The sequence below is a fragment of the Acidovorax sp. genome, assembly GCF_046294525.1.
Lineage (GTDB): Bacteria > Pseudomonadota > Gammaproteobacteria > Burkholderiales > Burkholderiaceae_C > Acidovorax.
Genome location: NZ_JBKBKQ010000006.1, coordinates 1 through 21,438, shown reverse-complemented (window position 1 = coordinate 21,438; position 21,438 = coordinate 1). Strand labels below are relative to the sequence as shown.

Below are 21,438 nucleotides of genomic sequence, written 5' to 3'. Positions count from 1 at the left end.
GCAATGGGCGTTTTCATCTTTTTGCAAAGCGCGTGCGGGCCATGTCTGACGGCAGGCATCCGCGAGTGGGGCGGATGAGGTGGGGACGGGCACAGGCCGTAAGCCAGGCGGTGTCGTTCCCCAGCCACGGGCTGCGAGGCGCCAAACCTATAATGAAAGGTTGGTCCCGCTGGGCCGTCCGCAGGCATCGGCCTGCACGGCGCCCCACTGTGTGAAACCACTCCACCACACCATGAGCAGCACACCCACTTTTTCTGTCGCCGACATCCGCAAGTCCTTCCTGGACTTCTTCGTCTCCAAGGGCCACACCGTTGTGGCATCGAGCCCCCTGGTGCCGGGTAACGACCCCACGCTGATGTTTACCAATTCGGGCATGGTGCAGTTCAAGGACGTGTTCCTGGGCACCGACAAGCGCCCCTACAACCGGGCCGTGTCCGTGCAGGCCTGCCTGCGTGCCGGTGGCAAGCACAACGACCTGGAAAACGTGGGCTACACCGCGCGCCACCACACCTTCTTTGAAATGCTGGGCAACTGGTCGTTTGGCGACTACTTCAAGCGCGAATCGCTCAAGTGGGCGTGGGAGCTGCTGACCGAGGTTTACAAGCTGCCGCCCGAGCGCCTGCTGGCAACGGTCTACCAAGAGGACGACGAAGCCTATGACATCTGGACCAAGGAAATCGGTCTGCCGCCCGAGCGTGTGATCCGCATTGGTGACAACAAGGGCGGCCGCTACAAAAGCGACAACTTCTGGATGATGGCCGACACCGGTCCTTGCGGCCCTTGCTCCGAGATCTTCTATGACCACGGCCCGCACATCCCCGGCGGCCCTCCGGGCAGCCCCGAGGAAGATGGCGACCGCTTTATCGAGATCTGGAACAACGTGTTCATGCAGTTCGACATGAAGGAAGACGGCTCCGTGACCCCGCTGCCCGCGCCCTGCGTGGACACCGGCATGGGCCTGGAACGCCTGGCCGCCATCCTGCAGCACGTGCATAGCAACTACGAGATCGACCTGTTCGATGCGCTCATCAAGGCCGCCGCGCGCGAGACCGGCGTGAGCGATCTGGACAACAAGAGCCTGCGCGTGATTGCCGACCACATCCGCGCCACGGCGTTCCTGGTGAGCGACGGCGTGATCCCGAGCAACGAAGGCCGCGGCTACGTGCAGCGCCGCATCGTGCGTCGCGCAATCCGTCATGGCTACAAGCTGGGCAAGAAGACGCCTTTCTTCCACAAGCTGGTGGCTGACCTGGTGCGCCTGATGGGCGACGCCTACCCCAAGCTGCGCGAACAGGAGCAACGCATCACCGAGGTCCTCAAGGCCGAGGAGGAGCGCTTTTTCGAGACGCTGGCCAACGGCATGGACATTCTCGACGCGGCTCTGGTGGGCGGCGCCAAAGTGCTGCCCGGCGACGTCGCCTTCAAGCTGCACGACACCTACGGCTTTCCGCTGGACCTGACCAACGACGTGTGCCGTGAGCGCGATGTGGAAGTGGACGAGGCCGGCTTCAAGGCCGCCATGGAAAAGCAAAAGGCCCAGGCCCGCGCCGCTGGCAAGTTCAAGATGGACAAGGCGCTGGAGTACACCGGCGCAGTCAACCAGTTCACCGGCTACGAAAGCCTCGCTGAAACTGCAAAAATCATAGCTATCTACGTAGACGGGACAAGCGCTGCAGCCCTAAAAGCTGGTCAAAACGGCGTGGTCGTGCTCGACACGACGCCGTTCTACGCCGAAAGCGGCGGGCAGGTGGGAGACGAAGGCGTCATCACCAGCGGCTCGGCCCGTTTTGCGGTGGGCGATACGCTCAAGATCAAGGCCGATGTGTACGGCCACCACGGCACGCTCGAAGAAGGCACGCTGAACGTGGGCGACACCGTGCAGGCCCAGGTGAACACCGCAGTGCGCGCGGCCACGGTGCGCAACCATTCGGCCACCCACCTCATGCACAAGGCCCTGCGCGAAGTGCTGGGCAGCCACGTGCAACAAAAGGGCAGCTTGGTGAACGCCGAGCGCACGCGTTTTGACTTTGCGCACAACGCTCCGGTCACCGACGCGCAGATCCGCGAGATCGAGCGCCTCGTGAACGAAGAAATACTGGCCAACCACGCCACCAACGCCCGCCTTATGGACATCGAGTCGGCCCAGAAGACCGGCGCGATGATGCTGTTCGGCGAGAAGTACGGCGAGACCGTGCGCGTGCTCGACATCGGCTCCAGCCGCGAGCTGTGCGGTGGGACACACGTGCAGCGCACCGGCGATATCGGACTGTTCAAGGTGGTGGCCGAGGGCGGCGTGGCTGCAGGCGTGCGCCGCATTGAGGCCGTGACCGGCATCAATGCACTGGCCTACCTGCAGCAGCTGGAAGACACCGTGACGCAGGCGGCTGGCAGCTTCAAGACCCCGGTGGCAGAGCTCAATGCCCGCATCGGCCAGACGCTCGACAACGTCAAGGCGCTGGAGAAGGAAATCGCCGCGCTCAAGGGCAAGCTGGCGTCCAGCCAGGGCGACGAACTGGTGAACCAGGCTGTGGAAGTGAAGGGCATGAACGGGTCGATTCGGGTGCTGGCCGCCGCGCTGCCCGGTGCGGATGCCAAGACGCTGCGCGACACCATGGACAAGCTCAAGGACAAGCTCAAGACAGCCGCCATCGTGCTTGCCGCCGTCGATGGCGACAAGGTGCAGCTGGCGGCTGGCGTGACGGCCGACAGCGTGGGCAAGGTCAAGGCCGGCGAGCTGGTCAACTTTGTGGCCCAGCAGGTGGGCGGCAAGGGCGGCGGCAAGCCCGACATGGCCATGGCCGGCGGTACGGACGCCAGCAAACTGGGTGCTGCCCTGCAATCGGTGCAGGGCTGGGTGGCCGAGCGGGCCTGACCCGGGCCTGAAAGCCGGGGCGCGGGCGAAACCATGCAGCGCGCCCCGTGCCCTGAACTGTCCCCCGTGGTGGCCTTGTTGTGGGCCCACGATCACCCCGACGTGCGCGGCTTCGATGCGCACGACCATGGGCACCCTGAGGCCGCCAAACTGGTGCAGCAGAACCGGGGACCAGGGCCAGCCCAGGTCACGGAGCACGTGTTGCCCACGGGCCTTGCGCACCTTGTCTTTCGCACGTCCGCGGGGCCCGGTGCCACAGTGTTTGATTCCGTTGACAGCTCTGGTGGCCTGCAACTGCCGGAAGCCGTGATCGGCGGGCCACGCAGCCGTTTCTATTTAAAGCAGTCGGTAGCGCCAGCGCGCTCGGTGGGTGTGTTGTTGCGCGCCGGCGGTGTCCGCGCGCTGTGGGGCCTGCCAGCGCATGCGGTGGCCGGGCAGCATGTGGCGCTGGCCGACGTGTGGGGTGAGCAAGGCCGCGAACTTGGCGAAGAGTTGCTGGGCATGGCCTGCCCCGCGCGGCGCCTTGCGCGGCTGGAAGCGGCATTGCTGGAGATTTGGCGTTGCCGGGCCGCGGCTGGCGGACCAAGCGTCATGCACCCTGCAGTGGTCCGGGCGCTGCGCGGCCTTTCGGATTCAGCGCGGGTCGAGCCCTGGCTGCAGGGCTTGAGCCACCGCCACTTCATCCATCTGTTTCGCGACGCGGTGGGGCTGACTCCCAAGGCCTTCGCGCAAGTGCAGCGCGTACGCGCTGCACTGCGTGATGCAGTCCTGCCTGGCGCGACGCTGGCGCAGGTGGCGGCGGCACGAGGGTATGCGGACCAGTCGCACTTTCACCGCGAAGTCCGCGCAGTGGCGGGTGTTTCGCCATCCGATTTTGTCCGGCTGTCCACCGACGGCGGCAGTCATCTGCGCCTGCCCAGCCACAGGTCAAATTTGTCCAAGACCCGTCGGCGCTGACTGCGGAAGATACGGCCCTTCATACCAGGAGTCATCCAGGCGAATCCACGAGGTTTACGCCTACCTGTGCGTCACCGACGCCCGCGCCGCCATCGCCTTCTACCACCAGGCTTTCGGGGCCACCGAAAACTTCCGGCTGGTGGAGCCCTCAGGCCGCGTCGGACATGCCGAGCTGGACTTCGGCGGCACCACCATCATGCTGAGCGAGGAGTTTCCGGAGATGGGTATCCGCTCGGCCAGCAGCATAGGTGCAACCCCGGTCACCATCCATCTGCATGTGGACGACGCCGATGCGATGATCCGCCAGGCGGTGGCCGCCGGCGCCAGCCTGGAGCGCGAGCCCAGCGATGCCTTCTATGGCGAGCGCTCCGGCGCGGTGCGACCCGTACGGACACCGTTGGCTGATCGGGCATTCGATAGAGAACGTGGAGCCTGCCGAGATGCAGCGCCGCTACACCGCGCTGTTCCAGTGACTCAGTGGCGCTTGGATGCGCCTGGCTTAGAACAGTTCGACGTCGTCGTTGGCCACCTTGGCCGCCAGGTGGCCGCTGGCAACCAGATCGTCGTAAAAGCACACCTGGTTGCGGCCGTGTTCCTTGGCGTAGTACAGCGCCTGGTCGGCCTGGCCCAGGATTTCCACAGGCGCGCCCCGCGTGGTGCTGACAAAGCCCAGGCTCACGGTGACCTGGCCCACCTGAGGAAAGTTGTACTCCTGCACGGCCTGGCGGAAGCGGTTGAACACCTTGTGGGCAGTGCTCAGCGTGGTGGAGCGCAGCAGCACCACAAACTCCTCGCCGCCAAAACGGAAGATGCGGTCGTGGCTGCGGAACGAGCTGCGCAGGATGTTGGCAATGAGGATGAGCACCTCGTCACCATACAGGTGGCCAAAACGGTCGTTGACCTGCTTGAAGTGGTCGATATCCACCACGGCCAGCCATTGCTGCACGGGCTCGGAGGGTGCCGCGCATTCGTCGTTGGAATATGACTCGGTAACGGCGTTCACCGCGCTCACCCGGCCGCCCAGCCCCGTCATGGTGTAGCGCGAGAACTGCTCGTCAAACGTCTTGCGGTTGAACAGGCCGGTCAGTGCGTCGCGCTCGCTGTAGTCCAGCAAACTCTGGTAGTTCTGGTAGACCTGAAAAACGCCCTTGAGCACGTCCAGCTTGTGTGCAGAGAACGGGCGCGACTGCGTGATCTCCAGGCAAGTGCTCACCTTGTCGTGCATCCATACCGGCAGCCACAGCACATAGCGGCCCTTGCGCGGCGAGGCCAGTGCGCTGTCGCTGTGGTCTTCCACGCACACGCGCAGGGCCGGGTATTGGTCCAGCGTCTCGCGCCGGGGGTCGGCCGCCGCTTCCGAATCGGTGGAGACCAGCTGGCCGTCTTCCACCCAGGTGCGGGGCCGTACGTAGGCCACGCCCTCGTCGGTGAACAGCTCCAGCGCGCGCACTTCGATGATGCTGCTGAGCTTCTGCAGCGTGGACAGCACCGACACCTCCAGCCGCAAATGGTCGCGGTGACCCGTCATCTCCACCAGGTTTTGCAGGATGGGTTTCATAGGTGTTGCGCGGCGGGCCTGTCGGGGCATGTCGTCGGTGTTAGTTGCGGCGCACGAACACGACATCCCACACGCCGTGGCCGAGCCGCAGGCCGCGGTTCTCGAACTTGGTCAGGGGGCGGTAGTCGGGTTGCGGTGCAAAGCCGGGGGCGGTGTTTTGCAGCAGAGGCTCGGCGCCCAGCACTTCCAGCATCTGCTGGGCATAGGGCTCCCAGTCGGTGGCGCAATGTAGGTAGCCGCCGGGTTTGAGGCGCGCGGCCAGCTTGGCGACCAGCGGAGGCTGCACCAGACGGCGCTTGTTGTGCTTGGTCTTGTGCCAGGGGTCCGGGAAGAAGATGTGCACGCCGTCCAGGCAAGCCTCGGGCAGCATGTGGTCAATGACTTCGACGGCGTCGTGCTGCAGGATGCGGATGTTGGTGAGGTCTTGTTCGCCAATGCGCTTGAGGAGGGCGCCCACGCCGGGCTCGTGCACCTCGCAGCACAGAAAGTTGTCGCCGGGCCGCACGCGGGCAATGTGGGCCGTCGCCTCGCCCATGCCAAAGCCTATCTCCAGGATCAGCGGCGCGCTGCGGCCGAAGGCGGCGGAAGCGTCCAGCACGCTCTGGCGAAAGGGCAGGACAAACCTCGGGCCGAAATCTTCAAACGCCTTGGCCTGGCCCGTGGTGGTGCGGCCGGCACGGCGCACAAAGCTTTTGATGGTCTTGGGGTGCGTTACGCCCGCGGGCGCTTGGCCGGGCGTGCGGGGGGCTGCAGCGGGAGCAGCGCTCTGGGGGACGGGTGCAGGGGTCAGTTCGGTCACGATGGGGCATTGTAGTTTCGTCGCCACGCCAAGACCCAGTGCGCCAGGGCGTCCGGCACGCAAATGTTGTGCGGATGTGGCAGCGCCGGCAGGCCCAGTGTGCTGGCGGCCTGGGCCAGCGCCCGCACGGGGTCATTCAGGTCCAGCGCGCGGGCACCGTTCTGTTTGGAAAGCTTTTCGCCATTGGCGCCACATACCAGCGGGGTGTGCAGGTAGCGCGGTGTGGGCAGCCCCAGGGCCTGCTGCAGAAGGATCTGGCGGGGCGTGTTGTCGGCCAGGTCCTCGCCCCGGACCACATCGGTGATGCCCTGGTCGGCATCGTCCACCACCACGACCAGCTGGTAGGCCCACAGCCCGTCCGCGCGCCGCAAAACAAAGTCGCCCACCACGCGGACCACGTCCTGGTGCTGGGGCCCCAGGCGCCGGTCGGTCCAGTGCATTTCGGTACCCGCGTCTGATGAAGGCGGTGTGCTGGATGCTCCTGAATTGATAGCTTCTGGCGCTTGTCCAGTAAGCGATGGAGCCTGTTTTTTATTGAAATCCGTAACATTGAACCGCCAGGAGCGCGCCACGCGCCCGCCCAGCCCGTGGCGGCAGGTGCCAGGGTAGGGCAGCGCGGCGTGGCGCTCCCGCGCGTGGCCGAGCGCTGCCTGGGCGTCTTCGATGTCCTTGCGCGAGCATCCGCAGGGGTAGGCGTCTCCTTGCGCCACCAGTTGGTCCAGCGCGCGCTGGTACAGCAGCCCGCGGGCCGACTGCCATTGCGGCGGGGCGTCGGGCAGCAGGCCGCAGGTAGCCAGCTGCTGCAGGATGAACGCGTCTGCCCCCGGCACGCAGCGTGGCGTATCCACGTCCTCAATGCGCACCAGCCACTGGCCATGGTGCGCCCGGGCGTCCAGCCAGCTGGCCAGGGCGGCAACCAGGGAGCCGGCGTGCAGCGGGCCGGTAGGGGACGGGGCGAAGCGCCCTATGTACGGCCGCCCGATGTACGGCTTTGCAGTGCGCTGCGCTGCGCTCATGCCACGGCCAGCGCCAACTCCAGTCCCGAGATGAACGCGTCTTCCAGCCGGTGCCCCAGGCACCAGTCGCCGCAGGCGCCCAGGCTGGTCTTGGCGTCCCACAGGTGGGTCTTGCCGAGCGGGTGGGTGGTCTGGGCATAGCGCCAACGGCGCGTGTCGGTGTGCGAGGGCTCTGCACGGATGCCGGTGACCTCGGCAAAGGCCTTGATCAGCTTGGCCTGGACGCGGGCTTCGTCATCTTCGAGGTGTTCGGCCGACCAGGCGGGGCTGGCCTGTACCGTCCAGCGCTCCACCACGTTGCGGCCGGGCTTGGACGATTCGCGCGCCAGCCATGCGATGCGGTGGTGCGTGCTGCGCGCCGCGTTCCATTGCGGGCCCAGCGTGGTCAGACCCGGGCGCACGGCATGGGGATAGGCCAGCATCAGCGTCCAGCAGGGGGCGATCGCCACGGTGGATAGCGCGTCGAGCAGCGGCGTGTTGAGGCCCGAGGTGGAGAGTAGTGCCTGCGCGGGCACCGAGGGCTGGGCCAGCAGCACGGCGTCAAAGCCGGCGTACACGCGCTGGCTGCCATCGGCGCCTTCGGTGCGCAGCTGCCAGCCTTGCCAGCCGGGGGCGCTGAGGGCGTCGGGTTCGATGCGGGTCACGCGGGTTTCTGTCAGCAGCTGGCCGGCACGCTGCAGCGGCTCGGCCCAGGTGGTGACCAGGGCCTGCATGCCGGGGCTGGCCACCCAGTGGGCTTCGCGGTTGGCCAGGCCCACTGCGGCCACGCGGCCTGCGGCGTCCAGCACCTGCACGGAATTGGCGCTCCAGCGCTTGCACACGCCGGGCACGGTGTCGATGGCGCGCGCGAACCGCGGGTCGCGCACGGTGAAGTACTGGGCCCCGGCGTCAAAGCTGCCAAAGGGGCTGTCGATGGTTGTGGTGCGGCCGCCGGCCTGGGCGGATTTTTCAAACACGGTCACGCGGTGCCCGGCCTGCACCAGGGTGCGGGCGCAGGCGATGCCAGCCATGCCCGCGCCGATGATGGCGAAATGGCGCTGCGGCTTGCCGGACAGGGTGGTGGGGGGCGGGGCGGGAGGAGCGGAGTCGCGGGATGAAGGCGGGGCGCTGGTGCGTCGCAGCCGTTTGGCAGGGAGGGGGTCTGGTGTGCTCATGGAAGGCCTTTCGGTGACGGTCGGCAAAAGGAAACGCGATGCAAAACCAACAGCGACCACTCTACACGCGCACGTGCTCTCCGCGCGCCTGATGGGGATCAGAAATGATGGTGGTTTTCCAGCAGAGCGCGGCGTGTGGCGGGGCTTTGCAGCTGGTTCAGCCACCACTGCAGCGCGCGGCCTGGCACCGTAAAGCCTGGGCCGCCCCAGGCATAGTGCACGCGGACATTGCGCTCGGGCCGGGTCACGCGGCGGGCCACCAGTCGTCCGGCTTCGAGGTAGGGGCGCACCATGGGCTCGGGCAGAAAGCCGCCGCCCAGGCCGCGCAGCTGCACCTGCACCTTGGCTTGCATGGTGTCCACCGTCAGCACGTCCTGACCGCCCAGCAGGCCCATGGTGGCGCCACCTCGGGTGGCCGAATCGGCTACGGCCACAGCGCGGTGCTGCAGCAAAGTGTTGTCGCTGATGGGCTCGGGCGCCGAGGCCAGTGGATGGTGGGGAGCCACCACATAGATGAACAGCACGTCGCCCAGCGTGCCCTGCTGAAGGCCTGCCACGTTGTTGCCCGCTACCGACACGCCAATGGCCAAGTCGGCGCGACCCGAGGTGAGGGCCTCCAGCGTCCCGGTCATGATGCCGTCGCGCAGCTTCAAGCGCGTGGGCGGCTGCATGGCGTAAAACGCGTCCACCAGCTCCAGCATGGTGTGGGGCGAGATGATGCCGTCGATGGACAGCGTGAGCTGCGGCTCCCAGCCCGTGGCCACGCGGCGCACACGGTGGGCGACGGCGTCGATGTCCTGCAGCAGGCGGGAGCCTTCGCGCAGGAGCTCGACGCCCGCTTCGGTAGGGCGGGCCTGGCGTGCGCTGCGGTCGAACAGCAACACGTCCAGTGCGTCTTCGATTTGGCGTACGCGGTAGGTGAGGGCGCTGGGCACCAGGCCCAGTTGGCGCGCGGCGGCGGCAAAGCTGCCCGCCTCGGCAATCACCTGCAGCATGGTGAGCGCATCAGGGGTGAGGACATCACGTGCATTTTGCATGGTGGCGCCATGTTAATTCAGATTATTTGAATATTGCCATCAATTCATCTGCCCCCGCAGGCGGGCTTGGCGTCCTACAGTCGAGTCTTCAAAGGAGCCATCACCATGTTGACTGTTCGTAAATCGCAAGACCGGGGCCACGCCGACCATGGCTGGCTCAATTCCTTCCACAGCTTCTCGTTTGCCGGGTACTACGACCCCGCCCACATGGGCTTTGGCAACCTGCGCGTCATCAACGAAGACCGCATTGCGCCGGGCACCGGGTTCGGCACCCATGGCCACCGCGACATGGAAATCATCAGCTATGTGCTGTCGGGCGAACTGGCCCACAAGGACAGCATGGGCAACATCAAGGGCATCCCGCCCGGCGACGTGCAGCGCATGAGTGCGGGCACCGGCGTGCAGCACAGCGAGTTCAACCACGCAGCGGGCCAGACCACGCACTTCCTGCAAATCTGGATCGAGCCCAATGTGCGCGGCATCCCTCCCAGCTACGAGCAAAAGACCTTTGCCGAGGCTGAAAAGCGCGGCACATTGCGCCTGGTGGCATCGCCCGACGGTGCCCAGGGCTCGGTCAAGATCCATGCCGATGCGGCCCTGTACGCAGGTCTGCTGAATGGGCCGGAATCCGCCACGCTGGCGCTCAACCCCGCCCGCAAGACCTATGTGCACCTGGTGCGCGGCGCGCTGACTGCCAACGGCCAGGCCCTGTCGGGCGGCGATGCGCTGCTGATGGAAAAGGAAACCACCTTGTCGTTGACCGATGGCCACAACGCCGAGGTGCTGGTGTTTGACCTGGCCGCCTGATTCTTACTTCGTAACCACTTTCACTCAGGAGTCCTTCACCATGTTCACATCCCTGCAAAACCCCCTGGCCCTGGCATCGCGCCTGCTGCTGGCCGCCCTGTTTTTGCCTGCGGGCATCAGCAAATTGACCGGCTTTGCCGGTACCGTGGGCTACATCACTTCGGTGGGGCTGCCCATGCCCACGGTGGCGGCCGCCATTGCGGTGGTGGTGGAAATCGTCGGCAGCCTGGCCCTCATCTTTGGCGTGGGCACGCGGTTTGCCGCGCTGGCGTTGGCCTTCTTCACGCTGGTGGCCAGCTTCTTGTTCCACGCGTACTGGAGCCTGCCGGCCGACCAGCAAATGATGCAGCAGCTCATGTTCTTCAAGAACGTGGGCGTGACCGGCGGCCTGCTGGCCCTGGCTGCGTTTGGCGCGGGCGCCTGGAGCCTGGACGCACGCCGCGCAGGCCGCTGATCCGGCGCGTGTGAATGAATGGGCTTGCAGCCCGCAGGGCTGCAGGTTCTGGCATTCAATCCGCGCTGGCTAGTTTTTTGTCTCTTTCGTCGTTCCCCATCGTTTCAACAGGAGTTTTCTTATGGCACAGATCGCAGTTGTTTACCACTCGGGTTACGGTCATACACAACGCCTGGCGCAAGCCGTGGCCGAGGGTGCGGGCGCCCAACTGGTCGCCATTGATGCCGACGGCAATCTGCCCGAAGGCGGCTGGGAGACGCTGGCCGCCGCCAGCGCCATCATTTTTGGCTCGCCCACCTACATGGCAGGCCCCAGCTGGCAGTTCAAGAAATTTGCGGACGCCTCGTCCAAGCCCTGGTTCAGCCAGGCCTGGAAGGACAAGCTGTTCGCAGGCTTCACCAACAGCGCCAGCACCAATGGCGACAAGCAGGTCACGCTGGACTACCTGTTCCACCTGGCCATGCAGCACGGCGGCATCTGGGTGGGCAACGGCATGATGCCCGCCAACTCCAAGGCCGCCACGCGCAACGATGTGAACTGGATCGGCTCGTTCAGCGGCGCCATGGCGCAGTCGCCGTCCGACGCCTCGGCCGCCGAGATGTTCCCCGGCGACCTGGAGACGGGAAAGCAGTTCGGCCAGCGTGTGGCCGCCTTGGCCGCCAAGCTGGGCGGCTGATGCGAGCGCGCGGGTTCGGGCGCTGGTAGGCTGTGGGGCACCACAGTCAAGGAGCCGCCCCATGTACACCACACTAAATTCCCGCAACGCCTGCGCTGAGAGCGCCATGGAGACTTGGGCATGAGCGCCCTCTTGCGCCTGTCCGGGCATGCCAAGGACCTGGGCGGTGGCTTCACGGTGCGGCGCCTGCTGCCCGCCGTGCAGCGCCAGGCCGTGGGGCCGTTCCTGTTCTTTGACCACTTCGGCCCAGTCACCGTCATGCCGGACGCGGGGCACGATGTGCGGCCCCATCCGCACATCGGCCTCGCCACCGTCACCTATCTGTTCGAAGGCGCCATCCTGCACCGCGACAGTCTGGGCAGCGTGCAGCAGATCGAACCCGGCGCCATCAACTGGATGACCGCGGGGCGCGGCATCGTGCATTCCGAGCGGCGCCCGGAGAGCCTGGCCCAGCGGCCATACGTGAACCACGGCATCCAGCTGTGGGCCGCGCTGCCGCTCGCGGCCGAGGAGGCCGATCCCACCTTCGTGCACACGCCGGCAGCCGCCATACCGCAGCTGCGCGTGGGCGATGCCACGGTGCGTGTGCTGATCGGTGAGGCGTTTGGCGCAACGTCGCCGGTGGCCACCTATTCGCGCACCCTGTACCTGGACGTGCAGTTGCCCGCCGGCGCCACGTTGGAGATTCCGGCCCTGGTGCCGGAGATGGGTGTCTATGCGGTGGACGCGCCGGTGCAGCTCAACGGCGAGCCGCTGGCCGCGCAGATTCTGGCCGTGCAGCTGGATGGGCAAGGCCTGCGCCTGACGGCGGGCGAACGTGCAGCGCGCCTGATGGTGGTGGGCGGCGAACCGCTGGACGCGCCGCGGCACATCTGGTGGAACTTTGTATCGAGCCGCAAGGACCGCATCGTGCAGGCCGCTGCCGACTGGGAAGCCCAGGCCATGGGCCAGGTGCCTGGCGAGGTGGAGCGCATCCCGTTGCCGGAGCGCCGCTTCAAGGCATGATGTCGGTCTGAAAATTCAAGCCGAATTGGCCGCTAGCGCTTGCTGGATAAGCGCTGGCAGCTCACTTATTGATAGTTTTTGCATCGCTGGTGTGTTTGGCATCGGTCGCCAGGCCCGTGTCCAGCACGCGGCGCTCGTCAAACACAAAGCAGCCGCCGTGGTAGTGGGCGCCATCGGTCAGCTCAAAGTATTTCAAGATGCCGCCCTCCAGCTGGTAGACGTGCTGCAGGCCTTCCTCGCGCATCAGAATGGCCGCCTTCTCGCAGCGGATGCCGCCGGTGCAAAAGCTCACCACCGTCTTGTCCTGCAGGTCGGCCTTGTGTGCACGCAGGGCGGGTGGGAACTCGGTGAACTTGTCGATGCGCCAGTCGATGGCGTTGTCGAACGTGCCTTCGTCCACCTCGAAGGCGTTGCGCGTATCCAGGGTCACCACCTCGCGGCCTTCGTCGTCGTGCCCCTGGTTCAGCCAGCGGCGCAGCGTGGCCGGGTCCACCGACGGGGCACGGCCTTCGGCGGGCTTGATCGTGGGATGGTCCATGCGGATGATTTCGCGCTTCACCTTGACCAGCATCTTGCGGAACGGCACGGTAGCCGACCAGCTCTCCTTGGGCTCCAGGTCGGCAAAGCGCTCGTCGGCCCGCAACGCGTCCACAAAGCCGCGCACCGCTTCGGCCGTACCGGCCAGAAAGAAGTTGATACCTTCTTCGGCAAGCAGGATGGTGCCCTTGAGCTGCGCCGCCCCCGCGCGCGCATGCAGCACCTCGCGCAGCGCGGCCGCATCGGGCAGCGGCACGAACTTGTAGCAGGAGATGTTGAGGACGGTGTTCGGGGTGTCGTTCACGGCAGTAAAAATGCACAAAGGCCCGCTGGCGGGCCTGGTGGTGTCCATAGTGGCCGGGTTGCGCCGGGGCGCCGCCGGACGTGTTCTTAGGCTGCTGGCGACAGCAGCGTGGTCTCGATCTTGTTGGCGAGCTGGGCCATGGCCAGCGCCGCGGGGCAGCCGGGTGTCTGCAGCAGCAGCAGCTGGCGGCGCATGACAGCTTCGCGCACCGACGGGTCGGCCGGGATGTCGCCCATGTGGATCAGGCGCATGGGGCGGCCGGACTCGGTGCTGACAAAGCGGTCCAGCACTTGTTGAAGCTGGCTGGTGATGGCGCGGCCGTCGCCCGGGCGTGCCGCCTGGTTGATCACCATGCGCACATGCTGCCGCTTTTGCTGCATGGCCAACACCTTGATGGCGGCGTAGGCGTCGGTCAGCGAAGTGGGCTCGGGCGTGGCCACGATGAGCACCTCGGAGGCCAGCGACACGGAGAACAACACCACGTCGGAAATGCCGGCGCCGGTGTCGAGCAGTACCACGTCGTATTGCGGCGTGAGCGCCTGGATCACGCTCAGGAACTGGTTGCGCACCTCGGGCGTGAGGCGCGAATACTCCACCATGCCCGAGCCCGCCAGCAGCACATCAAAGCCGCCGGGCGCAGCGATCACGGCTTCTTCGAGCGTGGCCTTGCCGGTAAACACATCGTGCAGCGTGATCTTGGGATGCAGGTTCAGCACCACGTCCAGGTTGGCCAGGCCCAGGTCAGCGTCCAGTACCAGTACGCGCTGCCCGCGGCGGGTGAGGGCAGCGGCCAGGTTGGCAGACACAAAGGTCTTGCCCACGCCGCCCTTGCCGCTGGTCACGGCAATGATGCGGGCGCCCGGCAGGCCGGAGGCTGTAGGGGTGGCAGGGCCGGCAGGGGCAGTCGGCGTGGCGGATTGGGGGGACAGCGCGTCGCTCATCATCTAACTTTCAGTAGGCGCTGCCTGTTGGGTTGGTGGGGTCCAGCGGTGGCAGATCGCCCCAACCCGAAGGGGTGTAGAGCGGGCCAAACAACAGGCTTTTCTCTTCGGCACTGACAGTGCTGTCGGGTTGCTCCTCAATGCTGACGCGGTTGCGCCCCGACGCCTTGGCCTGGTAGAGCTGGTGATCCGCCCGGTCGGTCCACAGCAGGGTGGTCGAGCGGATCCATTGCATGGCAAAGGCACCGCCGATGCTGACCGTCACGCTCAACTCCACCGACGGCGAAATGCGGATGGGCGTGCTGGCCACGGCACGGCGGATGCGCTCGGCCACTACGCGGCCAAAAGCGGCCTGGCAGGCGGGCAGCACCACGGCAAATTCTTCACCGCCATAGCGCGCCAGGGTGTCCATGGGACGTACACAGGCCGCCAGCGTGCGGGCCACCGACTGCAGCACCACATCGCCCGCCAGGTGGCCGTGCGTGTCGTTCACGTGCTTGAAGTGGTCGATGTCCAGCATGAGCAGCAGCGCGGCTTCGCCGGATCGCGTCACGCGGTCGATCTCGCGCTCCAGAACGGCGCGAAAGTGCCTGCGGTTGGCCAGGCCGGTGAGGGGGTCTTTGAGGGACAGTTCGCACAGGCCGTCGATAAGGCCTTGCAGGTATCTGGAGGGGGTTTCGCGGTGCAAAGCCGCTTCGCTGCCGCCGGCCTGAGCCACCAGCGCGTGTGCAGTATCCAGGCGAAGGTCGCGCAGATCTACAAGATGGGAGGCCGCAGAGTCAGACACAGATGGAGCAAAAAAGTTGTTGAAGTGTACCAGCGCCCTTATAGGCCAAAGCGCGGGAACAGAGGGTGGTAAACCCGGTAAACCCTGGGCAGTTTCCGGACTAAACCCTCGCAATGGGCTCGCTCAGGTGCTGCAGCGCCACCAGCGCTTCTGCGTCCGTGCGGTACATCGCCAGGCCCGCACTGGGCGCCAGCAGGCCGGCCTGCCGCAGTACCTGCTCCACCGGCAGCTTGAGACCGCTTAGGTGCAAGGTGCCTCCCCGCGACTGCATGAGCGTCAGAAGTTGCGCGAAGGTCTCCACGCCGGTCACGTCAATGCGGTTGATGGGCTGCGCGAGCAGGCACAGGTGAACCACGTCGGGGTGCTCTGCCAGTTGCTGCGTCACCCGCCGCTCCAGCGCGCTGGCGGAGGCAAAGTCAAGCTCGGCGTCCATGCGCAGGGCCAGCAGCCGGGGTGCCAGGGGCGGCAGCTGCCACAGGTGCCGGTCGCGCAGGCTGCCGTCCGGGTGCAGGCCCACCTCGATGATGCGCGGGTGCAGGCGCTGGTACAGGAAATGGCTCAGGTTCATCAGCAGACCCACGAGCACGCCCCAGTACATGCGCGGCGCCGTGGCCAGGGTAAGCGCGAAGGTGATGCCGCCAATCACGGCCTCCACACGGGACACCTTCCACAGCCGCAGCAGCGTGCGCGGCTTGATGAGGCTGGTGACGGCCGTCACCACCACGGCCGCCAGCACCGACTGCGGCACGTGGTACAGCGCTGGCGTCAGCCACAGCAGCACCACCAGCACCAGGCTGATGGCAAAGAGCGTGGCCCAGCCGCTCTGGGCGCCCGCATACAGGTTGATGGCCGAGCGCGAGAACGAGGCGCTGGTGGCGAAGCTGCCGCACAGGCCGCTGCTGATCTTGGCCAGGCCCTGGCCGATGAGGTCCTGGTTCTCGTTCCATTGCTCGCCGGAGCGCTGGCTTTCAACCTTGGCGCTGGACGCAGTCTCCAAAAAACTCACGAGCGTCACCACCAGAACCGGCATGACCAGCGCAGCAAAGCCCGACCACGGCAGCATGCCCGGCCAGTAGGGTGCGGGCAGACCCGAAGGCAGTGTGCCCACCACGGCGCCGCCTGCGTCGGCAAAACCCAGCGCCCAACTCAGGCCACCTGCCGCGCCGACCACGATGATGGCGGCCGGGAAGTTGGCCTTCCAGCGGCGTGCCAGCATCAGCAAGGCCAGGCTGCCCAGGCCGAAGGCTGCGGCGGTGAGGTCGAACAAGCCGGGCGAGGGCGTGGACAGCAGGGCACCCCAATCCGACGCGCGAAGGCCCGTCAATGCGCTCAGCTGCGAGCCCAGGATCAGCAGCGCTGCCGCCTGCGTGAACCCGCTGAGCACCGGCGAAGTGACCAGGTTGAGCAGCCACCCAAACCGCGCCATGCCCATCACCAGCTGCAGCACGCCCGACAGAATGGCCATCCACGCCGCCATGGCCACCCACTGGGCGCTGCCAGGCTCAGCCATCCCTGATAGCGATGCGCCAATCAGCAGACTGGTCAGCGCCGTGGGGCCCACGCCCAGCCGGGTGGACGAGCTGAACAGCACCGCCACCAGCGCAGGAATCAACGAGGCGTAAATGCCCGTTACCAGCGGCATGCCCGCCAGGGCCGCATAGGCCACACCCTGCGGCACCAGCATCAGCCCCACCGTCATGCCGGCCCAGAACTCCCCCTTTATGAGCGTCCGGTCGGGACGGGGCCAGGACAGGAAAGGGAACCACCGGGAGAGCGAAGACAAGGACATCTCGCGATTGTCGCGCGCCCGCAAGGCCGGGCGTCCAAGTCCTACAGGGAGTTCGGTACCGTCCGACCCGGCGAGCACCCTGCGCTGCCTACAGTGACCCCATGTTCCAACCCCAAGGAGTTACTGCTATGAACACCCTGAAGATTTCCCAGCGTCCCGCTCAACGTGTTGCCACCATCCTGGCTGTCAGTGCTCTGGCCCTGGGCCTTACGGCTTGCGGCAAGACAGAAGACCAGACGGTGGGTCAGCGTGTGGACTCGGCCATTGAACGGACCGACCAGGCTGCCGCCGACGCCCGCGTGCGTGCTGAAGGGGCTATCGACAACGCACAGAACCGTATGGAGCAAGGCGCCGCATCCGCCGAGAATGCCATGGCCAACGCGGGCAACCGCACCATGGGCGCCATCGACGACGCCACCATCACGGCCAAGGTTAACGCCGACCTGGCCCGCGACCCCGACCTCAGCGCCGTCAAGATCAATGTGGACACGGTCAACGGCAAGGTGACGCTGAACGGCCCCGCCCCGAGCACCGTGGCACGTGACCGCGCTGAAACCATTGCCAAGGCGGTGGAGGGCGTGACTGAGGTGAACAACCAACTGGTGGTGACCGCCAGCTAAGCTGCAGCCGACGAGCTGATTGCCAGCATGATGACGCGCCGCCAGGGGCTCCGGTCCCTGGCGGCGCGCTACCATGTGCCGCATGCAGCATGACCAACCCGCTACCCTTGGCGACCTCCATCTCGCCACCCGTCTCGTCCACCACGACTATCTTCCCCCGCCCGGCTTTGTTGCCCCCCAGCCGGGTGTCTACAAGGCTTCCACTGTCATTTTTCCTAACGTCGCCGCCATGCGTTCGCGCGAGTGGAAAGACAAGAGCGGCTACACATATGGCCTGCACGGCACGCCCACCACGTTCATCCTCGAAGAGCGCCTTTGCGCGCTGGAGGGCGGCTTGCAGTGCGTGCTGGTACCCAGCGGCCTGGCGGCCATTGCCAATGTGGGTCTTGCACTGCTCAAGCCCGGCGATGAAGTGCTGATTCCGGACAACGCCTATGGCCCCGGCAAGGATCTGGCGCAGGGCGAGCTGGCGCGTTTCGGTGTCCGCCACGTACTGTATGACCCATTGGACCCTGCCGACCTTGCCGCGCGCATCACCCCTGCCACGCGGCTGGTCTGGCTGGAGGCGCCAGGCTCGGTGACCATGGAGTTTCCCGACCTGTGCGAACAGGTGCGCATCTGCCGCGAACGTGGTGTGATCACCGCACTTGACAACACCTGGGGTGCAGGCCTGGCCTTTGCGCCCTTTGACCTGCTGGGCGACGGTGACGGCAGCGGTGGTGGGGGCAGCCTGGGCGTGGACATTTCCGCTCATGCGCTGACCAAATATCCCAGCGGCGGGGGCGATGTGCTCATGGGCAGCGTCATCACGCGCGACCCGGGCCTGCACATGAAGATCAAGCTTACCCACATGCGCCTGGGCCTGGGCGTGGGCGCGAACGACGCCGAGGCCGTACTGCGGGCGCTGCCCAGTGTGGGGCTGCGCTACCGCGCGCACGACGAGGCTGCCCGCACCCTGGCACGGTGGCTGCAGCAGCAGGCCGCGGTGGCACAGTTGCTGCATCCGGCGCTGCCGGACGCCCCCGGCCACGCGCACTGGAAGGCGCTGTGTGGTGCAGCCCACGGAGGGCAGGGCGCGGCCGCCGGCCTGTTCAGCGTGATGATCGACGCGCGCTACACGCAAGATCAGGTGGACACTTTCTGCGACAGCCTCCGGCTGTTCAAGCTGGGCTACAGCTGGGGCGGCCCCATGAGCCTGGTGGTGCCGTACCAGCTGTCCAGCATGCGCACGCGCCCCACGCCGCACCTTCGGCCCGGGACGCTGGTGCGGTTCTCCATTGGCCTGGAGGCCGTCGAAGACCTGCGGCAAGACCTGGAGCAGGCCCTGGCAAGTGCCTTTGGCGGGGCTTGACGCGGGTCAAGCAGCGCGGCCGGAGGTGGTAGTTTCCGCAGTGGCGCGCGGCAAGACGGTGGCTTAGTGTGGGGGTTTGCGGTACCAGCCGCCCGTTGTCTCTCTCCGCCGCATGCCCGACACCTCCACCCCGTCCTCGCCCCGCGACCCCGGCGGCAGCGGCCCCTCTGCGGGCTCTGCGCCACCCACGACCTCGCAGCCCATCACCCTACAGCCTTTGCGGTTCTCCGACCCGTTCCGCTGGCTGACCCTGGGCCTGCGCGATATGCGGGCCGCGCCCGGCATCGCGGTGTTTTATGGGCTGTGCTTTTGGGGCATGGCGCTGGTGCTGGGCTTGGTGTTCCGCACGCGGCCCGAGTACACCATGTCCCTGGCCAGCGGCTGCCTTCTGGTAGGGCCGTTTCTGGCGATGGGTTTGTACGACACCAGCCGCCGGCGCGAGGCCGGACTGCAGCCTGCGCTGGGTGAATCGCTGACCTGCTGGGACAGCCACATGGGCAGCATGGGCATGCTTGTCCTCGTGCTGGTGGTGCTGGAATTGCTTTGGGGCCGGGCCTCGCTCGTGGTGTTTGCCGTGTTCTTCAATACAGGCATGCCGTCCACCACCGGCGTCTTGCAGGCAGTGTTCAATCCGCAGAACTGGAGCTTTGTGGCCGTGTACACGCTGGTGGGCGGCGCTTTTGCGGCGCTGGTGTTTGCCACATCGGTCGTGTCCATCCCTATGATCCTGGACCGCGACACGGACGCGCTCACCGCAGGCATTACCAGCATGCGCGTGGTGCTGGAGAATCCGGGCGTGATGCTGCTGTGGGGGGCGCTCATCACGGCCATCGTGGCTGCATCGCTGCTGTTGGTGTGGGGCGCGGGGCTGCTGTTGGCCGGGCCGGTGCTGGGCTTTGCCAGCTGGCATGCCTACCGCGCGGCGGTCAGCCCCGTGCGGGTTTCGTCTGCGTGATGGGTTCGCCCATCACGTGCTGTTACAGTGGGCCTCAACTACTCTTCAGGAAGCAACTACCTTGGCAACACCCAACTACGGATACGAAAAGCGCCAGCGCGAGCTCGCCAAAAAACAAAAGAAGGAAGAAAAGCTGAGAGCCAAGGCCCAGCGCAAGCCGGAAGATGACCACGCCGACCAGCCATCGGCGGACCGCCAGGCCGATGGCGCGGCCGGCACGTCCGGTGGTCCTGCTGGCGAGAACGGCTCCAACTGAGCCAGTCGCTCAGCGCAGCAGTTTCTTGAGCTCCGGCCACACGTTGGCCAGCATCTGCGGGTGTGCTTCCGCGCGCGGGTGAATGCGGTCGGGCTGGAACAGCTTGGTAGGGTCGGGGCCGTCGGCCACGCCCTTGAGGAAAAACGGCACCACGGCCACCTTCTGCGCCTGGGCCACGGTGGTGAAAAGGCCGGCGAACTTGTTCGCATAGTCGGTGCCATAGTTGGGGGGCACCTGCATGCCCACCAGCAGCACCTTGGCGCCTGCCTTCTGGGCAGCCTGGGTCATCCAGGTCAGGTTGTCTTCTGTGTTCTTCAGCGGCAACCCGCGCAGCGCGTCGTTGCCTCCCAGCTCGATCACCACATGGGTGGGCGCATGCTGCGCCAGCAGCGACGCCAGGCGCGACCGGCCCCCGGCCGTGGTCTCGCCGCTCACGCTGGCATTCACCACCGTGGCTTGGAGCTTGTCTTGCGCCAGTTGCTTTTCCAGCAGCGCCACCCAGCCGGTGCCGCGCGGCAGGCCGTATTCAGCGCTCAGTGAATCTCCCAGAATCAGAATGACCGGCGTGCGGGCCTGCGCGGCAGGTGCCTTGGCGGCCGCTGTAGCTTGCGCGGCAGCCAGGGCGGGCGAAAGCCCCACCGCGAGGCCGACAGATGCGCTCAGGATAAAGTGGCGCCGTTGCAGATTTCGAATCAAAGTAAAGAGCCTTTCATGTCCGAATCCTCCCCCTTGCCCGAGACATCCGCTGCCACTCCCATCATCGCCGTGGAGCATGTCTTCAAATCGGTCACGGATTCCACCGGAACCCTCGACATTTTGCGGGATATCGATTTCCGCCTGGCAGCGAGGGAAACAGCCGCCATCGTCGGCGCATCAGGCTCGGGCAAGAGCACGTTGCTGTCCATCATTGCAGGGCTGGACACGCCCACGCGCGGCACGGTGCGGCTGGACGGGCACGACCTCTTTGCGCTGGACGAAGACGCCCGCGCTGCGCTGCGCGCGCAGAAGGTGGGCTTCGTCTTCCAGAGCTTTCAGCTCATGGGTAACCTCACGGCACTTGAAAACGTGATGCTGCCGCTGGAACTGGCCGAGCGCTCCGACGTGCGGAAGAACGCCCGCAAGGCCGCTGCCGACATGCTGGCGCGCGTGGGGCTGGGCCAGCGCCTGTCGCACTACCCCAAGGTGCTGTCGGGCGGCGAGCAGCAGCGTGTGGCCCTGGCGCGGGCCTTTGTGGTGCAACCCGCTGTGCTGCTGGCCGACGAGCCCACGGGCAGCCTGGACTTCGCCACCGGCGAGACCATCATGCAGCTCATGTTCGACCTGAACCGCGAGCAGGGCACGACGCTGGTGCTGGTAACCCACGACCGCGCCATTGCTGCGCAGTGTGACCGGCGCATCACGATTGAGGCAGGCCGGGTGGTCTGACAGTTTCTGGTGTTTTCGGCCTCTAGGGACCCTCTTCACGAATCCCCTGCGTCATGTGCCGACGAATGCTTGAAGCCGAGACAATAGGCACATGAAGCAAAGCAGCCTGGGCCTGAGCAACACCACCAAGCGCACGCG

21 protein-coding genes and 1 pseudogene are annotated in these 21,438 nt (G+C 66.3%); 12 read left to right on the top strand and 10 right to left on the bottom strand.

Features of this window, described 5'->3' with window-relative positions; genetic code table 11:
* The first annotated feature begins 232 nt into the window (after positions 1-232).
* From alaS to ACK4HJ_RS08190, 3 genes and pseudogenes are all read left to right on the top strand, one after another.
* Positions 233-2,872: an alanine--tRNA ligase gene (gene alaS, locus ACK4HJ_RS08200; protein ID WP_409829773.1), complete on the top strand. Its 2,640-nt coding sequence runs from the start codon at positions 233-235 to the stop codon at positions 2,870-2,872.
* Between the two features lie 33 nt (positions 2,873-2,905).
* Positions 2,906-3,829, top strand: coding sequence for a helix-turn-helix domain-containing protein (locus tag ACK4HJ_RS08195; protein ID WP_409829771.1), 924 nt, complete (start codon positions 2,906-2,908; stop codon positions 3,827-3,829).
* A 43-nt stretch (positions 3,830-3,872) separates the two neighbouring features.
* Positions 3,873-4,302: pseudogene (locus ACK4HJ_RS08190) on the top strand (VOC family protein).
* 26 nt (positions 4,303-4,328) lie between these two features.
* Here ACK4HJ_RS08190 and ACK4HJ_RS08185 read toward each other — a convergent pair.
* The 5 genes from ACK4HJ_RS08185 to ACK4HJ_RS08165 all read right to left on the bottom strand — a co-directional run bounded on the left by ACK4HJ_RS08185 (position 4,329) and on the right by ACK4HJ_RS08165 (position 9,393).
* The gene (locus tag ACK4HJ_RS08185) at positions 4,329-5,387 is read right to left on the bottom strand and encodes a GGDEF domain-containing protein (protein ID WP_409829769.1); all 1,059 of its coding nucleotides are present in this window, start codon (positions 5,385-5,387) and stop codon (positions 4,329-4,331) included.
* Between the two features lie 40 nt (positions 5,388-5,427).
* Positions 5,428-6,186 (bottom strand): tRNA (guanosine(46)-N7)-methyltransferase TrmB, encoded by a 759-nt coding sequence (gene trmB, locus ACK4HJ_RS08180; RefSeq protein ID WP_409829767.1) that lies wholly within the window; start codon positions 6,184-6,186, stop codon positions 5,428-5,430.
* Positions 6,183-7,202 (bottom strand): tRNA glutamyl-Q(34) synthetase GluQRS, encoded by a 1,020-nt coding sequence (gene gluQRS / locus ACK4HJ_RS08175; RefSeq protein WP_409829765.1) that lies wholly within the window; start codon positions 7,200-7,202, stop codon positions 6,183-6,185. Before gluQRS ends, trmB begins: the two co-directional genes overlap by 4 nt.
* Entirely contained in the window at positions 7,199-8,356 is a 1,158-nt protein-coding gene (locus ACK4HJ_RS08170; protein WP_409829763.1) for an NAD(P)/FAD-dependent oxidoreductase, read from the bottom strand. The genes gluQRS and ACK4HJ_RS08170 overlap by 4 nt, the downstream gene beginning before the upstream one ends.
* A gap of 98 nt (positions 8,357-8,454) precedes the next feature.
* Positions 8,455-9,393: a LysR family transcriptional regulator gene (locus ACK4HJ_RS08165; RefSeq protein WP_409829760.1), complete on the bottom strand. Its 939-nt coding sequence runs from the start codon at positions 9,391-9,393 to the stop codon at positions 8,455-8,457.
* A 105-nt stretch (positions 9,394-9,498) separates the two neighbouring features.
* Here ACK4HJ_RS08165 and ACK4HJ_RS08160 point away from each other — a divergent pair, with 105 nt between their 5' ends.
* From ACK4HJ_RS08160 to ACK4HJ_RS08145, 4 genes are all read left to right on the top strand, one after another.
* Positions 9,499-10,200 carry a pirin family protein gene (locus ACK4HJ_RS08160; RefSeq protein WP_409829759.1) on the top strand — a complete coding sequence of 234 codons (702 nt, stop codon included), beginning with the start codon at positions 9,499-9,501 and terminating at the stop codon, positions 10,198-10,200.
* 40 nt (positions 10,201-10,240) lie between these two features.
* Complete coding sequence (locus tag ACK4HJ_RS08155; protein WP_409829756.1) at positions 10,241-10,654, top strand: DoxX family protein; 414 nt, start codon at positions 10,241-10,243, stop codon at positions 10,652-10,654.
* Positions 10,655-10,775: 121 nt separating this feature from the next.
* A complete protein-coding gene (locus tag ACK4HJ_RS08150; protein ID WP_409829754.1) occupies positions 10,776-11,330 on the top strand; it encodes a flavodoxin family protein in 555 nt (184 codons plus the stop codon).
* Between the two features lie 120 nt (positions 11,331-11,450).
* Positions 11,451-12,335 (top strand): pirin family protein, encoded by an 885-nt coding sequence (locus ACK4HJ_RS08145; RefSeq protein WP_409829751.1) that lies wholly within the window; start codon positions 11,451-11,453, stop codon positions 12,333-12,335.
* A gap of 61 nt (positions 12,336-12,396) precedes the next feature.
* Here ACK4HJ_RS08145 and ACK4HJ_RS08140 read toward each other — a convergent pair whose 3' ends face one another.
* The 4 genes from ACK4HJ_RS08140 to ACK4HJ_RS08125 form a co-directional block, all read right to left on the bottom strand.
* Positions 12,397-13,194 (bottom strand): sulfurtransferase, encoded by a 798-nt coding sequence (locus ACK4HJ_RS08140; RefSeq protein WP_409830094.1) that lies wholly within the window; start codon positions 13,192-13,194, stop codon positions 12,397-12,399.
* A 68-nt stretch (positions 13,195-13,262) separates the two neighbouring features.
* On the bottom strand, positions 13,263-14,117 hold the full coding sequence (locus ACK4HJ_RS08135) for a MinD/ParA family protein (RefSeq protein WP_409829748.1): 855 nt from the start codon (positions 14,115-14,117) through the stop codon (positions 13,263-13,265).
* Positions 14,118-14,127: 10 nt separating this feature from the next.
* A complete protein-coding gene (locus ACK4HJ_RS08130; protein WP_409829745.1) occupies positions 14,128-14,904 on the bottom strand; it encodes a GGDEF domain-containing protein in 777 nt (258 codons plus the stop codon).
* Positions 14,905-15,004: 100 nt separating this feature from the next.
* Entirely contained in the window at positions 15,005-16,693 is a 1,689-nt protein-coding gene (locus tag ACK4HJ_RS08125) for a SulP family inorganic anion transporter (RefSeq protein ID WP_409829742.1), read from the bottom strand.
* Between the two features lie 128 nt (positions 16,694-16,821).
* On the opposite strand from ACK4HJ_RS08125, the gene ACK4HJ_RS08120 reads away from it, so the two are divergent.
* From ACK4HJ_RS08120 to ACK4HJ_RS08105, 4 genes are all read left to right on the top strand, one after another.
* A complete protein-coding gene (locus tag ACK4HJ_RS08120) occupies positions 16,822-17,313 on the top strand; it encodes a BON domain-containing protein (protein ID WP_409829739.1) in 492 nt (163 codons plus the stop codon).
* A gap of 82 nt (positions 17,314-17,395) precedes the next feature.
* Complete coding sequence (locus ACK4HJ_RS08115; protein ID WP_409829737.1) at positions 17,396-18,664, top strand: PLP-dependent transferase; 1,269 nt, start codon at positions 17,396-17,398, stop codon at positions 18,662-18,664.
* A 112-nt stretch (positions 18,665-18,776) separates the two neighbouring features.
* Positions 18,777-19,619 carry a DUF2189 domain-containing protein gene (locus ACK4HJ_RS08110; RefSeq protein ID WP_409829735.1) on the top strand — a complete coding sequence of 281 codons (843 nt, stop codon included), beginning with the start codon at positions 18,777-18,779 and terminating at the stop codon, positions 19,617-19,619.
* Positions 19,620-19,680: 61 nt separating this feature from the next.
* The gene (locus ACK4HJ_RS08105) at positions 19,681-19,875 is read left to right on the top strand and encodes a hypothetical protein (protein WP_409829733.1); all 195 of its coding nucleotides are present in this window, start codon (positions 19,681-19,683) and stop codon (positions 19,873-19,875) included.
* Between the two features lie 9 nt (positions 19,876-19,884).
* On the opposite strand, the gene ACK4HJ_RS08100 is transcribed toward ACK4HJ_RS08105, so the two are convergent.
* Positions 19,885-20,571, bottom strand: coding sequence for an arylesterase (locus ACK4HJ_RS08100; RefSeq protein WP_409829730.1), 687 nt, complete (start codon positions 20,569-20,571; stop codon positions 19,885-19,887).
* 15 nt (positions 20,572-20,586) lie between these two features.
* On the opposite strand from ACK4HJ_RS08100, the gene ACK4HJ_RS08095 reads away from it, so the two are divergent.
* On the top strand, positions 20,587-21,300 hold the full coding sequence (locus ACK4HJ_RS08095) for an ABC transporter ATP-binding protein (protein ID WP_409829728.1): 714 nt from the start codon (positions 20,587-20,589) through the stop codon (positions 21,298-21,300).
* The last annotated feature ends 138 nt before the right edge of the window (positions 21,301-21,438 follow it).

Excerpts from the sequence above, each read along its gene's own strand:
- ACK4HJ_RS08165 (WP_409829760.1), bottom strand. The coding sequence starts at position 9,393 with ATGCAAAATGCACGTGATGTCCTCACCCCTGATGCGCTCACCATGCTG.
- ACK4HJ_RS08155 (WP_409829756.1), top strand. The coding sequence starts at position 10,241 with ATGTTCACATCCCTGCAAAACCCCCTGGCCCTGGCATCGCGCCTGCTG.
- ACK4HJ_RS08170 (WP_409829763.1), bottom strand. The coding sequence starts at position 8,356 with ATGAGCACACCAGACCCCCTCCCTGCCAAACGGCTGCGACGCACCAGC.
- ACK4HJ_RS08120 (WP_409829739.1), top strand. The coding sequence starts at position 16,822 with ATGAACACCCTGAAGATTTCCCAGCGTCCCGCTCAACGTGTTGCCACC.
- ACK4HJ_RS08135 (WP_409829748.1), bottom strand. The coding sequence starts at position 14,117 with ATGAGCGACGCGCTGTCCCCCCAATCCGCCACGCCGACTGCCCCTGCC.
- ACK4HJ_RS08095 (WP_409829728.1), top strand. The coding sequence starts at position 20,587 with ATGTCCGAATCCTCCCCCTTGCCCGAGACATCCGCTGCCACTCCCATC.
- ACK4HJ_RS08160 (WP_409829759.1), top strand. The coding sequence starts at position 9,499 with ATGTTGACTGTTCGTAAATCGCAAGACCGGGGCCACGCCGACCATGGC.
- ACK4HJ_RS08185 (WP_409829769.1), bottom strand. The coding sequence starts at position 5,387 with ATGAAACCCATCCTGCAAAACCTGGTGGAGATGACGGGTCACCGCGAC.
- alaS (WP_409829773.1), top strand. The coding sequence starts at position 233 with ATGAGCAGCACACCCACTTTTTCTGTCGCCGACATCCGCAAGTCCTTC.
- ACK4HJ_RS08195 (WP_409829771.1), top strand. The coding sequence starts at position 2,906 with ATGCAGCGCGCCCCGTGCCCTGAACTGTCCCCCGTGGTGGCCTTGTTG.
- ACK4HJ_RS08145 (WP_409829751.1), top strand. The coding sequence starts at position 11,451 with ATGAGCGCCCTCTTGCGCCTGTCCGGGCATGCCAAGGACCTGGGCGGT.
- ACK4HJ_RS08115 (WP_409829737.1), top strand. The coding sequence starts at position 17,396 with ATGCAGCATGACCAACCCGCTACCCTTGGCGACCTCCATCTCGCCACC.
- ACK4HJ_RS08110 (WP_409829735.1), top strand. The coding sequence starts at position 18,777 with ATGCCCGACACCTCCACCCCGTCCTCGCCCCGCGACCCCGGCGGCAGC.
- ACK4HJ_RS08125 (WP_409829742.1), bottom strand. The coding sequence starts at position 16,693 with ATGTCCTTGTCTTCGCTCTCCCGGTGGTTCCCTTTCCTGTCCTGGCCC.
- ACK4HJ_RS08150 (WP_409829754.1), top strand. The coding sequence starts at position 10,776 with ATGGCACAGATCGCAGTTGTTTACCACTCGGGTTACGGTCATACACAA.
- gluQRS (WP_409829765.1), bottom strand. The coding sequence starts at position 7,202 with ATGAGCGCAGCGCAGCGCACTGCAAAGCCGTACATCGGGCGGCCGTAC.